Origin of the sequence: Mesorhizobium sp. WSM4887, from assembly GCF_029625865.1 — a bacterium.
Classification (GTDB): domain Bacteria; phylum Pseudomonadota; class Alphaproteobacteria; order Rhizobiales; family Rhizobiaceae; genus Mesorhizobium.
Genome location: NZ_JARTVP010000010.1, coordinates 159,561 through 173,372 on the forward strand (window position 1 = coordinate 159,561; position 13,812 = coordinate 173,372).

Annotated in this window: 13 protein-coding genes; 4 read left to right on the forward strand and 9 right to left on the reverse strand. The window is 63.1% G+C overall.

Annotation, left to right across the window (positions count from 1 at the left end):
• Positions 1–12: 12 nt before the first annotated feature.
• The 8 genes from P9230_RS26750 to P9230_RS26785 form a co-directional block, all read right to left on the reverse strand.
• Positions 13–1,080, reverse strand: a complete 1,068-nt coding sequence (locus P9230_RS26750; RefSeq protein WP_066989795.1) for a BMP family ABC transporter substrate-binding protein — start codon at positions 1,078–1,080, stop codon at positions 13–15.
• Between the two features lie 50 nt (positions 1,081–1,130).
• Positions 1,131–2,051 carry an ABC transporter permease gene (locus P9230_RS26755; protein ID WP_127324903.1) on the reverse strand — a complete coding sequence of 307 codons (921 nt, stop codon included), beginning with the start codon at positions 2,049–2,051 and terminating at the stop codon, positions 1,131–1,133.
• Complete coding sequence (locus tag P9230_RS26760) at positions 2,051–3,163, reverse strand: ABC transporter permease (protein ID WP_067320065.1); 1,113 nt, start codon at positions 3,161–3,163, stop codon at positions 2,051–2,053. Before P9230_RS26760 ends, P9230_RS26755 begins: the two co-directional genes overlap by 1 nt.
• The gene (locus P9230_RS26765; protein WP_176477636.1) at positions 3,160–4,737 is read right to left on the reverse strand and encodes an ABC transporter ATP-binding protein; all 1,578 of its coding nucleotides are present in this window, start codon (positions 4,735–4,737) and stop codon (positions 3,160–3,162) included. The genes P9230_RS26760 and P9230_RS26765 overlap by 4 nt, the downstream gene beginning before the upstream one ends.
• Positions 4,738–4,952: 215 nt before the next feature.
• A complete protein-coding gene (locus P9230_RS26770) occupies positions 4,953–5,930 on the reverse strand; it encodes a quinone oxidoreductase (RefSeq protein ID WP_095825410.1) in 978 nt (325 codons plus the stop codon).
• A gap of 41 nt (positions 5,931–5,971) precedes the next feature.
• Entirely contained in the window at positions 5,972–6,790 is an 819-nt protein-coding gene (pcsA, locus tag P9230_RS26775) for a phosphatidylcholine synthase (protein ID WP_066989933.1), read from the reverse strand.
• Complete coding sequence (locus P9230_RS26780; RefSeq protein ID WP_066989810.1) at positions 6,787–7,401, reverse strand: DUF1326 domain-containing protein; 615 nt, start codon at positions 7,399–7,401, stop codon at positions 6,787–6,789. The genes pcsA and P9230_RS26780 overlap by 4 nt, the downstream gene beginning before the upstream one ends.
• Positions 7,402–7,412: 11 nt before the next feature.
• Positions 7,413–8,300 (reverse strand): DUF2182 domain-containing protein, encoded by an 888-nt coding sequence (locus tag P9230_RS26785; protein ID WP_095825409.1) that lies wholly within the window; start codon positions 8,298–8,300, stop codon positions 7,413–7,415.
• Positions 8,301–8,398: 98 nt separating this feature from the next.
• Here P9230_RS26785 and P9230_RS26790 point away from each other — a divergent pair, with 98 nt between their 5' ends.
• Positions 8,399–9,610, forward strand: coding sequence for a UbiH/UbiF family hydroxylase (locus tag P9230_RS26790; RefSeq protein ID WP_245322432.1), 1,212 nt, complete (start codon positions 8,399–8,401; stop codon positions 9,608–9,610).
• A gap of 225 nt (positions 9,611–9,835) precedes the next feature.
• Positions 9,836–10,159, forward strand: a complete 324-nt coding sequence (hspQ, locus tag P9230_RS26795) for a heat shock protein HspQ (protein ID WP_066989816.1) — start codon at positions 9,836–9,838, stop codon at positions 10,157–10,159.
• A gap of 73 nt (positions 10,160–10,232) precedes the next feature.
• Here hspQ and P9230_RS26800 read toward each other — a convergent pair whose 3' ends face one another.
• Positions 10,233–10,862 carry an invasion associated locus B family protein gene (locus P9230_RS26800; protein WP_095777677.1) on the reverse strand — a complete coding sequence of 210 codons (630 nt, stop codon included), beginning with the start codon at positions 10,860–10,862 and terminating at the stop codon, positions 10,233–10,235.
• A gap of 284 nt (positions 10,863–11,146) precedes the next feature.
• Between P9230_RS26800 and P9230_RS26805 the strand changes: the two genes are divergently transcribed.
• Positions 11,147–12,967, forward strand: a complete 1,821-nt coding sequence (locus P9230_RS26805) for an extracellular solute-binding protein (RefSeq protein WP_278121190.1) — start codon at positions 11,147–11,149, stop codon at positions 12,965–12,967.
• A 41-nt stretch (positions 12,968–13,008) separates the two neighbouring features.
• On the forward strand, positions 13,009–13,689 hold the full coding sequence (locus P9230_RS26810) for a DsbA family protein (protein WP_278121192.1): 681 nt from the start codon (positions 13,009–13,011) through the stop codon (positions 13,687–13,689).
• Positions 13,690–13,812: the final 123 nt, after the last annotated feature.

A 13,812-nucleotide genomic window follows, 5' to 3' on the forward strand; every position in this document is an offset into this window, starting at 1 on the left:
CCAGGCTGCTGTTTACTGCGGCAGCTTGTCGTCGATGCCCTTGACGTAGAAATTCATGCCGAGCAGCGTGGCGTCGTCGGCGACCTCGCCGTCCTTCAGCCAGGGCGAGCCGTCCTGCTTCGCCACCGGGCCGGTGAAGGGGTTCCAGCCATCGGCGATCTTCTTGGTGGTCGCCTCCGCCATTGCCTTCACGTCGTCAGGCATGTTGGTGAAGGGCGCGAGCTTGACGGCGCCATCCTTGATGCCAAGCCACACATTGTCCGGCTTCCAGGTGCCGTCGAGGGCAGCCTGCACGCGGCTGATGTAATACGGGCCCCACTCGTCGGTGAGCGAGGTCAGCTGCGCGTTCGGCGCGAATTTGATCATGTCCGACGACTGGCCGAACCCATGCAGCTTCCGCTCCTCGGCGACCTGCAAGGGGGCGGTCGAGTCGGTGTGCTGGACGATGATGTCGGCGCCCTGGTCGAACAGCGCCTTGGCGGCGTCGGCTTCCTTGCCCGGATCGAACCAGGTATTGACCCACACGATCTTCACCTTGAAGTCCGGATTGATCGACTGCGCGCCGAGCATGAAGGAGTTGATGCCCATCACCACTTCCGGGATCGGGAAGGAGACGATGTAGCCGGCAAGACCCTTCTTCGATTCCTTGGCCGCGATCTGGCCGAGCACATAGCGGCCTTCATAGAAGCGCGCGTTGTAAATGCCGAGATTGTCGCCCGTCTTGTAGCCGGTGGCGTGCTCGAACATCACCTTCGGGAACTTCTTGGCGACCTTAACCTCGGCGTCCATGAAGCCGAACGATGTGCCGAAGATGATCTTGCATTTCTCGCGCGCTAGGCGCTCAAAGGCGCGGTCGGCGTCCGGGCCTTCCGAGACGTTCTCGAGATAGGCGGTCTCGACCTTGTCGCCGAGCGCTTTCTCCACCTCGAGGCGACCCTGGTCGTGCTGATAGGAATAGCCGAAGTCGCCGATCGGCCCCGTGTAAACCCAGCATGCCTTCAGCTTGTCGGCCGCCTCGGCGGTTGCCGCCAGCGACAGGGCCGCGGCCGTGGTCATCAGCGCAATAAGCAGTTTCTTCATCGTGTACCTCTCTGAGTTAAGCCCTGGGGCTTCCCGTCTTTTTGTTGTCGTCAACGATCCGGAACAAATGGCTGCCCCAACGAAGCCGGCGTGTTCATCATCGTCAGCCGCTTGTTCCGCGAGATTAGAACGAGAACCACGATGGTTGCCAGATAGGGCAGCGAAGAAAGAAACTGCGAGGGCACAGGAATGCCGAAAGCCTGTGCATGAAGCTGGCCGATCCACACCGCGCCGAAGATGTAAGCGCCGGCCAGCACCCGCCAGGGGCGCCAGGACGCAAAGACCACCAGCGCCAGAGCGATCCAGCCGCGTCCTGCGCTCATGTTCTCGACCCATTGCGGCGTGTAGACGAGCGACAGGTGGCCGCCGGCAAGTCCGGCGCAAGCGCCGCCGAAGATTACGGCGAGGTAACGGTAGCTGATGACCTTGATGCCGAGCGCATGGGCCGACGCGTGGCTGTCGCCGATCGAGCGCAGCGTGAGGCCAGTGCGCGTCCTGAACAGAAACCACATCACGGCGGCGGTGAGCCCGATCGACACGTAGAACAACGGATCCTGGCCGAAGATCAGCTTGCCGACGACCGGTATCGAGCTCAGGCCGGGGATGTCGAGGTTCGGCAGCCTGACGCCAGGCTGGCCGACGAAGCTGGTGCCGATCATGCCGGAGAGGCCAAGCCCGAGCAGCGTAAGCGACAGGCCGGTCGCCACCTGGTTGGTCGCCAGGGAAAGCGTCATAACGGCGAAGAGCAGCGAAAACAGCGCGCCGACGACGATTGCGGCAAGCAGCCCGATCCAGGGAGATCCGGTGAGATAGCCCGCGCCAAAGCCGCCGACGGCGCCCATGATCATCATGCCCTCGACGCCGAGGTTGAGCACGCCGGAGCGTTCCACCACCAGCTCGCCGATCGCCGCGATCAAGAGCGGCGTCGCCGCGGTCGCGATGGTCAAAAGGATGTTGACTGTGATGTCCATCAGCGTGCCTCCTCCAGCTTGGGCGCGGCCTCGAGTCGTGGCGCGGCAAAGCCGATCAGACGAATGCGATAATGAATGAGCGTGTCGCAGCCGAGCACGAAGAACAAAAGCATGCCCTGGAACACGCGCGCCACCTTGTCGGAGATGCCGAGCGCGCTCTGCACCGCCTCTCCGCCGAGATAGGTCAGCGCCAGCACCAGGCCTGCCGCGACGATGCCGAGCGGATTGAGCCGCCCGAGGAAGGCGACGATGATGGCGGTGAAGCCATAGCCGGGCGAGATCACCGGCTGTAGCTGGCCGATGGCGCCTGAGACTTCCGAGATACCGGCAAGGCCAGCCAATGCACCGGACAGCAGGAAAGTAAAGAAGACCATCTTGCTGAGGCCGAAGCCGGCGAAGCGCCCTGCCCTCGGGCTCGAGCCCAGCACGCGGACCTCGAAACCTTTCAGCATGCGGCTCATCATCAGCCAGACCGTGACAGCGGCGACCAGCGCGAAGACGAAGCCCCAATTGGCGCGGCCGGCATCCGGCATCAATTCCGGCAGGACGGCCGAGTCGCCGAACTGGATGGTCTGCGGGAAGCCGTGGCCCTGCGGGTCGCGCCACGGTCCGCGCACCAGCCAGTCGAGGAAAAGCTGCGCCACATAGACCAGCATCAGGCTGGTCAGGATCTCGTTGGTGCTGAAGCGGGTTTTCAGCAGCGCCGGGATGGCCGCATAAAGGGCGCCGCCGACCATGCCGAGCAAGAGCATCAGCGGCAGCACCAGCGGACCTTCGAATTCGGGGAACAGCACCGGGATGATCGAGCCGAAGATGCCGCCCAGAATGAACTGACCTTCGGCGCCGATGTTCCAGATGTTGGCCTTGTAGCAAACCGACAGGCCGACGGCGATCAGGATCAGCGGCGCCGCCTTGATGGCCAGTTCATGCAGTTGCCAGACCTCGCTGATCGGCTGAACAAAGTAGACATTGAACGCATTGAGCGGATTGACGCCGAGCAACGCGAACATGATGGCGCCGGCAATCATCGTCAGCGCGAAGGCGATGAAGGGCGAGAGCACCGAAAACAGCGCCGAGCGCTGCGGGCGTTTGACCAGTTCGAGGCGCATCATGCCGTCTCCATGCTGTGTTCGGCGTGGCCGGGCTCGGCGCCGCCCATCAACAGGCCAATCCTCTCGAAGGTGGCTTCGGCGATCGGCAGCGGCGCGGACAATTCGCCGTTGTGCATGACCGCGATCGCGTCCGACAGCTCGAACAATTCGTCGAGGTCCTGGCTGATGACCAGAACCGCCGAGCCGCTGCGGGCAAGCTCGATCAGCGCCTGGCGGATATGGGCGGCGGCACCGGCGTCGACGCCCCAGGTCGGCTGGTTGACGACCATCACGCTCGGCTTGCGGTCGAGCTCGCGGCCGACGATGAACTTCTGCAGATTGCCGCCGGACAGCGCCGCGGCCTCCGGATCGGGAGCGCTCTTGCGCACGTCCATCGCGGCAATGATGCGCTGGGCGGCGCTGTAGACGGAAGCGTTCCTGACCATGCCGCCGGAGCCGACGAAGGACTTGCCGTCGGTGGCATGGCGCGACAGCAAAAGGTTCTCCGAAAGCTTCATCCGCGGCGCCGCGCCGTGACCGAGCCGTTCCTCCGGCACGAAGGCGGCGCCCATCAGCCGCCGGCCGGTGATCGACACGCCGCCCGCATCCTTGCCGCGGATCCGCACGGAACCGGGAACCTGCTGCAGCACCTCACCGGAGACGGATTCGAAAAACTCGCCCTGGCCGTTGCCGGCGACACCGGCGATGCCGATCACCTCGCCGGCACGTACCGAAAGATTGATGTTCTTGAGCGGAATGGCGAACGGCGTCGCCGGCTTGCGGGTAAGCCCGCGGATCTCCAGCAATGCCGGCGCGGTCTCGATGCCCTTGGCCGGCGCGCGCACCACTGCCTTGACCTCATTGCCGACCATCATGCGGGCTAGCGACGCGGCCGTCTCCTGGCGCGGGTTGCAGTGGCCGACGACCTTGCCGTGGCGCAGCACCGTGGCGCGATCGCAGATGCGTTTGACCTCTTCCAGCCGGTGCGAGATGTAAAGGATCGACTTGCCTTCAGCGCGAAGCCGCTCCAGCGTTTCGAACAGCTTGTCGGCTTCCTGAGGCGTCAGCACCGAAGTCGGCTCGTCGAGGATGATGAGTTGGGGCGTCTGTAAGAGGCAACGGATGATCTCGATGCGCTGGCGCTCGCCGACGGAAAGATCGCCGACCAGCGATTCCGGATCGAGCGGCAGGCCGTAGCTGTAGGAGAGCGCCCGCGCCTTCGCGGCAATCGCGCTGATCGGCGAGCCGTCGTTCAGCGAAAGCGCGATGTTCTCGGCCGCCGTCAGCGCCTCGAAAAGCGAGAAATGCTGGAACACCATGCCGATGCCAAGCTTCTTGGCGAGGCCGGGGCTGGTGATCCTGACGGCTTGGCCGTTCCAGAAAATTTCACCCGAATTCGGTTCCAGCGAGCCGAACAGCATCTTCACCAGCGTCGACTTGCCGGCGCCGTTCTCGCCGAGCAGGGCGTGGATCTCGCCCTTCGCGATGTTGAGGTCGATATGGTTGCACGCCGTCAGCGTGCCGAAAATCTTCGTAAGGCCACGAACCTCCAGCAGGTTCGCCCTGTCATGATTTGCACTCACAGTGCCTCCCATCCAGTTACCCGGATATGTTCTGTGTTCCCGCTGGTATCGTATGCGCGGCCGGCTTCGGTCGGAAAGCGGCACGCAACTTGAAAGAGCTTCAAGAATTCCAGCGGAAACTCAAGGGGTAAGATAGGCCTGTTCAGGGCAAGAGGGAAACCAGTAAGCTTGTCGGGGAAACCACTGCCTTGAGGCGCGGCAAGGCGCTGAAAAACAAGGCAGCCGGCTTAGGGGATGAGGATGGTTGTGCCCGTCGTCTTGCGGCCCTCGAGATCGGACTGCGCTTGTGCCGCGTCCTTCAGCGCGTAGCGCTGGTTGATCTTGATCTCGACGGCGCCGCTCAGCACTACCTCGAACAGCGCTTGCGCCGAGGCCACAAGGTCCTCGCGTTTGGCGTTGTAGACGAAGATTGTCGGGCGGGTCGCATAGAGCGAGCCTTTCTGCGCCAGAAGCGACATCGGGAAAGGCGGGATCGGCCCGGACGACTGGCCGAAGCTGACAAACATGCCAAGCGGCCTCAGGCAGTCGAGCGAAGCGGGAAAAGTGTCGTTGCCGACGGAATCATAGACGACGTCGCACTTTTTGCCGCCGGTAATGGCGGCGACGCCGGCGACGAAATCCTGCTCCTTGTAATTGATGACATGGTCGAAGCCATGTGCCTTGGCGAGCTCGACCTTGTCGACGGAGCTCGCCGTGCCGATCACCGTCGCGCCGAGATGCTTTGCCCATTGGCCCAGGATCAGGCCGACACCGCCGGCCGCGGCATGGTAGAGGATCGTGTCGCCCGCCTTCACCTTAAAGGTGCGGCGCAGCAGATATTCGGCCGTCATGCCTTTCAGCATCATGGCCGCCGCCTGCTCGTCGCTGATGCCGTTCGGCACCTTTACCACGCGGTCGGCGGCGATCACGCGTTCTTCCGAATAGGCGCCGACATTGACTGCATAGGCGATGCGATCGCCGGGCTGCAGCCAGTCGACGCCGGCGCCAACGGCCAGCACCACGCCCGCCGCCTCGCCGCCCGGGACCAGCGGAAAGCCGCCGGGCGGCGCGTAGAGGCCCGAGCGATGGTAGATGTCGATGAAGTTGAGTCCGATCGCGGTATGCCTGATCAGAATCTGCCCGGCGCCTGGCTGGCCGGGATCTGAATCCTCATAGGTCAGGACCTCGGGGCCGCCATGGGCGTGAATGCGGATCGCTTTGGACATTGCTCAACTTTCTCGGAAAAGGACGGAAGGTGGATATCGAGTCAGGATTTCCTGGCGCCAAGATTGGGGAACATCTGCATGATGCCCCCGATGCAGGCGAGATAGAGCCCGGTAACCGTAATGCCGGCCTTGGTGAAGATGCTGACCTGCTCGCTCAGAACCCCGATCTTGTCATAGAACGAGGCAAGTGCGGCCTGTGCCAATGCAAGCGCGCCGAAGGCGCACCATAACAGCGTCATGCCGAGATTGATCGGCCTGAGCCGCACCACCCGTACCGGATGGATGAAGTTGATCGGCAGGAAGGTGAGAATACCGGCGACCACGACCACGGCGAAGGAAACCCACTGCCCCGGCTCGATGACAAAGAGCGTGAACACCACCATGTTCCAGACGACCGGGAACCCCTTGAAGAAGTTCTCCTTCGTCTTCATGCCGGTGTCGGCGTAGTAGATCGCGCTGGAGACGACGATGATCGCCGCCGACAGGAACGACAGGTTCTCGCCCATCAAGCCGCGCTGGTAGAGCGCGAAGGCCGGAATAAGCACGTAGGTCACGTAGTCGATGATGTTGTCGAGGAGCTCGCCCGACCATGTCGGCAGGATCTCCTTGACTTCGAGCTTCCTGGCGATCGGGCCGTCGATGCCGTCGACGAAGAGCGCCAGCCCGAGCCACCAGAACATTGCCGTCCAACGTCCCTCGCTCGCCGCCACCAGCGACAGGAAGGCGAGGAACGAGCCGGACGCAGTCAGCAGGTGCACGGAAAAAGCCCGCGCCTGCGGCCACGTCACTTTCTTCTTCGGCCGCGGAATCCGCTCCGCGATTTTCTTGGCCGCATTCCGGGCCGCTGTGTTCTTGCTCACGGGCCTCGCCAATCCAGCTTGCATATCTCGGCCGAACGGCCGGCGAAATTCCAATTGCGGCCGAAGGCGCGCATCTTGCTCTTGTCCGACTTCGCCACGATGATTTCCGGTGCGATCCAGTATTCGGAATTGGTAATGACGGTGTCTTTGTCGCGGTCCTTGCCGGGTATCGGCGTCACCGCGCCGTCGATAATCCGCGGTATCTGGAAAACGCGCGTCCTATCACGCGTCTCATAGGTGATCGGCACCTGTTCCACGCCAAGGAAGTTTCCAACAAGAATCGACAGTAGCGAAGTGGTCCCGCCCGCCTTGCCGGTGAAGATTTTTGTCAGGGCCTTCACGGCATAGATGGAGGCGCGCTTGTCGATGAACAGGCCGGCGCTCCAGTTGCCGCGGCTCATATAGCCCGGGATTTCCATGACCAGACCAAGATTAAGGCCGGAAAGATCGACCTCGCCGAAATGGCCGGCGTCGATGCGGAACCCGGCCCACGTCTGGCAATAGCCTTCGGTCGGCGGATGGCTGCCGAGCGACAGAACGCAGGGGCAGAAAACCGTGCAATTGCAGGAGAGTACCAGCTCTCCCTTCATCGCCCAGCTCTGATCGGCCATCGAAATCTCCCTCACGCGGAAACTAATAGCAGGGCGGCGGCCCACACAAGCAGTATCGCACCGGAAACCTGGCCGGCCACCCTGCCCGCGGTCTGTTTTTCGATCAGAGCGAACAGGCTGATCAGCGCCATCCAGAAGATGTTCATCGCGCCCACGGCGAACATGACCAGCATCAGCGCCCAGCAACAGCCGAGACACCAGACGCCCTGCTCCACCCCCATGCGAAAGACACGCCCCGGCTTCGCGCTCCAGTTGGCGAACAGGATCGAGAACGGGTTGCGGCACCTCTTGAGGCACGCCTGCTTCAAGCCGCTGAACTGATAGAGGCCGGCAATCGCCAAGGCGGCGGCCCCGGCAACCCCGACGACAGGATCGAGCACCTGTCCCGCGGCGACAAAGCCATAGATTATGAGGGTCAGCGCGGCGAACGCCACTGAGGCGGCAAGCCAAGTCGCGAGAAATCCCATCACCAGAACCAGCGGATGGGCGACGGGCTCTCCCTTGATCCGAGCGGTATCGGCAATCTCGCAATAGGTGCGGATCATCGGCGCCGCCGAGGGCAGCATCGTCGCCACCGCCATTACGAACCACATCAGGACGAGCGCCGACGCCGCCAACGAGCCTGAAAGCGGCGCCGGCGCAAGGCACAAAGCGAAGAACCGGTCGAGGAAATCCGGCAGCGGCAATGGCGGCAGGTTCTTCAGCAGCGCATCGCCCGGAGCGCCGCCGGCAACGCGGCTTTCGGCGCCGCGAATAGCCATGGCAGCGAGGATCCACCAGGCAAGCACGACGCCCGCACCGATAGTGAGCATCACGGCAAGGCGGGGGCTGCGCGCCAGTCCCGCCGTGGCGCGGCCGGCGCGGTCGAGATGGCGGAAATCGTGCTCCTGGGCGCTCATGCCAATCGAATGGGCCGAATCGCCGCGTTGATCAAGCCCGCCGATCTGCCCTATACCGCATGCAGGCCGACGGGCCGCCATCAACATGGAAGCCTGGCGTGGAGCAGAGTGACAAAGTTCGCATATTGATCGCCGGCAGCGGCCCGGCCGGCCTGATCGCGACACTCGGCTTTGCCGAGGCAGGCTTTGCCGTAACGTTGGCTGGCCCCGAGGCCGCCGGCGGCGATGGCCGCACCACCGCCCTTATGAACCCTGCTCTCAAGGTGCTCGACCGGCTGGGTGTGCTGGACGAACTCAGACCGCAGGCGGCGCCGCTGAAAATGATGCGCATCGTCGACGCAACGCGCCGGCTGATCCGCAGCCCGACCGTCACCTTCCGCGCCAGCGAAATCGGCGAGGAGCAGTTCGGGCTCAACCTGCCGAACAAAATCCTGATCCCGGTGCTTGCCAAGAAGGTCGCCGCAAATCCCGGCATTGAGTGGCGAAAGTCGATGGTCGATGCCTGGCGGCTCGACGCCGACCACGCACATGCGAGCCTCGCCGATGGCAGTGAGGTCTCGGCATCGCTGGCGGTTGCCGCCGACGGGCGCCTGTCGCCGGCGCGCGAGGCCGCCGGCATCAGGGCCTCCGCCCGACCCTATCCTCAGTCGGCGCTCGTTCTCAATTTCAGCCATCGCAGCGAGCATGGCTTCATCTCAACTGAATTCCATACCGAGACCGGGCCGTTCACGCAGGTGCCGCTGCCGGGCAAGCGCTCCAGTCTCGTCTGGGTGGTGAAGCCGGAAACGGCACAGGAACTGGCCGCGCTCGACGATGCCATGCTGTCTGTTCGGGTCGAAGAGCAAATGCAGTCCATGCTCGGCCGGGTCTCGGTCGAGCCCGGCCGCCAAGTCTACCCGCTTTCGGCGGCCTCGCCTGGTCGGTTCGCGCAAAACCGTGTGGCGCTTGTCGGCGAGGCTGCTCATGTCTTCCCGCCGATCGGGGCACAAGGCCTCAATCTCGGCATCAGGGATATCGACGATCTAATTGGAATCGCCAGCGAAAATCGCGACGATCCCGGGTCGAGGCTGAGCCTTGCCGCCTACGACACGCGGCGCCGTCCGGACATCCTGGCGCGCAGCAGTGCGGTGAACTTGCTCAACATGTCACTGCTGTCCGACATGCTCCCGGCGCAGCTTGCGCGCAGCGCCGGCCTCAACGTGCTGGGCAGCTTCGCGCCGCTGCGCGCCTTCTTCATGCGCGAAGGCCTGCGGCCGGGAAGCGGTTTTCGGGCGCTCGCCGGCGGCTTCAGGAAACAGGCCGCGCGCTGAGGCACATTTGCAAACTACCGCTTTCGGCCGAGCATTGCGCCTGCCGATAGGTAGCTTGGTGGCCAGGGCGTCGGTAAAGCATTGCATTGGAGCAACGTCTGCGCCAAATCGTACCAAGCCGAAAGTCGGGGTCGATTTTTGAGCGCGTGACGTGTAGATTCAAGACCTTAGGCGCCCTGTGCGCGCAAGCCGCTGCGGCGCCTCGGGACCGAAGTGGTGAGTGCGATGAAGACGGCCAAATTCGCGATCGGACAAGTTGTTCGCCACCGGCTGTTTCCGTTCCGTGGCGTGATCTTCGACGTCGATCCGCAATTCGCCAACACCGAAGAATGGTATGAAGCGATCCCGGCGGACATGCGTCCAAGCAAGGACCAGCCTTTCTATCACCTTCTCGCCGAGAACTCCGAGACAGAGTACATCGCTTATGTATCCGAGCAGAACCTGCTCGAGGACCGGTCGGGCGAGCCGGTGCGGCACCCGCAGATCGGCGAGATGTTCGACAAGCTGCCCGACGGGCGCTACGAGCCGAAAGGTCACTCGAAACACTGACGGCTGGACAAGCGACAACAAAAAAGCGGGGCGCCTGCCCCGCTTCTTGCATGCTGGAGAAACGCTCCAACAATCAGTTGGCGGTCTTCGCCTTGTCCTGCTCTTCCTTAAGCTTCTTGGCGAAGTCCTGGTTGTTCTTGGCGACGAAGTCCTGCAGCTTCTTTTGGCGGTCCTCGATGTCCGACTGCTGCAGCGGCGGGCCGTCATAGGCGCCGCTAAAGCCCGTCAGCGCAACCTTGATCGGGTTCGGCTGGTTCTGGAAATTGACCGAGGTGAGCGTGATCTGCTGGCCCTTCTTGAAGGACGCGACAAGCTGGTCGGTCAGCGGCACTTCGGCCACGCAGCGATCCGGGAAGCAGATCACATAGTCGAGCTTCTGCGCCTTGCCGGAATCGATCTGCAGGCCGATGCCCGGAGGAACGAGACGGCCGGTCGGCACCGTCACCTGGAACACCTTACGGTTCACTTTGCCCTTGAGCTCGATCAGGCTGACGCCGGTGACGAGCTGGCCATTGCCGGCGGTGACGATGTTCTGCACGTTGCAGATGTCGACGTCTTCCTGCTTGGTGCAGGCCTTGAACCAGCCCTGCGGAATCTGCGGCGGCTGCTGGGCGGAAGCGGTGAAAAGCCCGGCGCCCAGAACGCCGACCACGCCTGCGGCCAGCACCGAAAGGCGATACGCGTTGCTCGTCATATGGTGCACTTTCCTCTCAAATAATCCCGGGGACCGGCTTCTTCCTGCCGTGTGGTCCCGCTACCTGTTGCCCAAATGAGGCAACAGCATGACTTCGGAGCGCGTGTTACACTGCCAGCGGCGCTGAATCCAGCCCGGTTTCCGCGTTTTCTTGCCGCTTCTCCTGCCCTGGACGAACCTCCATCGGCGATGCGCTGACTGAACCAAGCGACCGGCGTGCGCCGATTCAATCGGGGAGCGAAATGCTCTAGGGTGCATGTCGAATCACCAAGCTGCCCGGCAAGGAGACGGTCATGGACCGCGTTCTCGTTCGGCTGATCGCCGCGACCTCGTTTCTGGCCCTCTCGCTGCTTCCGGCTTTGTCGGAACCGAAGCACGGCATCGCCATGCAGGGCGAGCCGGCGCTGCCTGCGGACTATACGCATTTCGACTACGTCAATCCCGATGCGCCGAAGGGCGGCAGCGTCACCTATTGCGTCGTCGGCAGTTTCGACAATCTCAACCCCTTCATCCTGAAGAGCCTGCGCACCACCGCGCGCGGCATGATCGACACGGTCTACGGCAACCTGGTCTTCGAGCCGTTGATGCAGCGCAACTACAACGAGCCCTTCAGCCTCTACGGCCTGCTCGCCGACAGCGCCGACATGGACTCGGGTCGCAAGAGCATCGAGTTCCACCTCGATCCCAAGGCCAAATGGTCGGACGGCCAGCCTGTGACGCCGGAGGACGTGCTGTTCACCTACGATGTCTTCAAGGACAAGGGCCGCCCGCCTTACAGCGATCGCATGAGCATGATTGCCAGGCTGGAGAAGACCGGCGACCACAGCGTGAAGTTCACCTTCAACGAAAAGGCCAATCGCGAATTTCCGCTGATCGTCGCGCTGACGCCGATCATCCCCAAGCACGCCTTCGACAAGGAGACTTTCGACAGGACCACGCTGAAGCCGCTGATCGGCAGCGGCCCCTATACCGTGGACAAGGTGCAGCCTGGGCAGCGCATCGTGTTCAAGCGCAATCCCAATTATTGGGGCAAGGACATCCCATCTAAGCGCGGCTTCGACAATTTCGACCAGATCACCATCGAGTATTTCCTCAACGCCAACGCCAAGACGGAAGCGTTCAAGAAAGGCATCTGCGCCCTCGACGACGAGACCGATCCGGTCAAGCGCGACCGCGATATCGACTTCCCGGCCTTTCGCAAGGGTGATGTGAAGCAGGAATATTTCGACACCGGTATTCCGCCCGTGGTGACGGGCTTCCTGTTCAACACCAGGCTGCCGAAGTTTTCCAATCCGGTCGTGCGGCGCGCCCTCGGCATGCTCTACGACTTCGAATGGGCCAACAAAAACCTGTTCGCCGGCAAGTTCAATCGCACCATGAGCTTCTGGCAGAACTCCGAGCTGTCCGCGCTCGGCCATCCCGCCGACGACCGGGAGAAGGCGCTGCTTGCCCCCTACCCCGGCCGCGTCCCTGCCGAGGTGATGGACGGCACCTGGCGGCCGCCGGTCACCGACGGCTCCGGCCAGGACCGCAAGGTGCTGCGAGCGGCTTTCGAGCTCCTGAAAAGCGCTGGCTATCACGTAGAGGACGGCCGGATGCTCGACCCTGAAGGCAATCCCTTCGGCTTCCAGATCATGACGTCATCGCAGGACGAGGAGCGGCTTGCCGCTCTCTATCAGCGCACGCTGGAGAAGATCGGCATCGATGTAACCATCCGCGGCCTCGACGGCGATCAAATCCAGTCGCGCAAGCAGCGCTTCGACTTCGAGGTACTGATCGGCACAAGCGGTTTCAACAATTCGCTCTCGCCCGGCAGCGAGCAGGTGGGACGCTGGGGATCCGTCGCCGCCAAGCAGGAGGGTTCATTCAACCTGGCCGGCGTCGCCGATCCCGCGGTCGACGCGGCGATCAACGCGATGCTGAATGCCCGCACGAAGGAAGACTATGTCGCCGCGGTGCGCGTTCTCGATCGGCTGCTGATATCGGGCAACTACATGGTGCCCATGCAATACAACACGCAGCAGTGGCTGGCTTACTGGAGCTACCTGGAACATCCGCAAAAGACGCCCATATTCGGCTATCAGCTGCCGACATGGTGGCGAAAGCCCAACTGACGCGATCCCCCGCCTGACACGGACCAAGCAAGGAGACGAGCATGAGCGCGGAGAACTCGATCACCATCGATGTGGTGTCGGATGTCGTCTGTCCCTGGTGCTTCATCGGCCAGAAGCGGCTGGACAGGGCGATCGCCGCTGCCGGCGATATCGACGTGCACGTGCGCTGGCGGCCGTTCCAGCTCGATCCGACCATTCCGCAAGGTGGCATGGATCGCCGCGAATACATGCTGGGCAAATTCGGCAGCGAGGAACGCATCCAGCAGATCCATGCGCGCATTGAGCCGCTCGGCGAGGCGGAAGGGATCCATTTCGCCTTCGGCGCCATCAAGGTCGCTCCCAACACGCTGGACGCTCACCGCGTTATCCGTTGGGCGGGGCCTGCCGGCGAGGACATGCAGAACCGGCTGGTGCGACGCCTCTTCCAGCTGAATTTCGAGGAAGGCGCCAATCTCGGCGACCATGCCGTCCTAACCGAAGCCGCCCGCGAAGCCGGCATGGACGGCTCCGTGGTCCAGACGCTGCTGCCGACGGATGCCGATGTCGAGGCGGTGCGCAACGAAATCGCCACCGCCTCGCGCATGGGCATCACCGGCGTGCCCTGTTTCCTGCTCGAAGCCAAATATGCCGTGATGGGCGCGCAGGATGCCGACACGCTGGCCGATGCAATCCGCCAGGTCGCTGCGGCCAAGGCGCGCGGTGAGCTCGAAACGGCGGGCTAGACTAGACCAAGTTCGCATCACCCCTCCGCCTAGCCGACGCGGAAGCCCGTGATGACTGCTGAGAGAGATTCCCGCGGTCTACGGCGGTTGATTCGAGGTAGCCCAGGTCTCCTGAAGGGACTT

Coding starts and splice junctions, on each gene's coding strand:
- P9230_RS26750 (WP_066989795.1), bottom strand. CDS start 1,080: ATGAAGAAACTGCTTATTGCGCTGATGACCACGGCCGCGGCCCTGTCG.
- P9230_RS26755 (WP_127324903.1), bottom strand. CDS start 2,051: ATGGACATCACAGTCAACATCCTTTTGACCATCGCGACCGCGGCGACG.
- P9230_RS26760 (WP_067320065.1), bottom strand. CDS start 3,163: ATGATGCGCCTCGAACTGGTCAAACGCCCGCAGCGCTCGGCGCTGTTT.
- P9230_RS26765 (WP_176477636.1), bottom strand. CDS start 4,737: ATGGGAGGCACTGTGAGTGCAAATCATGACAGGGCGAACCTGCTGGAG.
- P9230_RS26770 (WP_095825410.1), bottom strand. CDS start 5,930: ATGTCCAAAGCGATCCGCATTCACGCCCATGGCGGCCCCGAGGTCCTG.
- P9230_RS26780 (WP_066989810.1), bottom strand. CDS start 7,401: ATGGCCGATCAGAGCTGGGCGATGAAGGGAGAGCTGGTACTCTCCTGC.
- P9230_RS26785 (WP_095825409.1), bottom strand. CDS start 8,300: ATGAGCGCCCAGGAGCACGATTTCCGCCATCTCGACCGCGCCGGCCGC.
- hspQ (WP_066989816.1), top strand. CDS start 9,836: ATGAAGACGGCCAAATTCGCGATCGGACAAGTTGTTCGCCACCGGCTG.
- P9230_RS26805 (WP_278121190.1), top strand. CDS start 11,147: ATGGACCGCGTTCTCGTTCGGCTGATCGCCGCGACCTCGTTTCTGGCC.
- P9230_RS26810 (WP_278121192.1), top strand. CDS start 13,009: ATGAGCGCGGAGAACTCGATCACCATCGATGTGGTGTCGGATGTCGTC.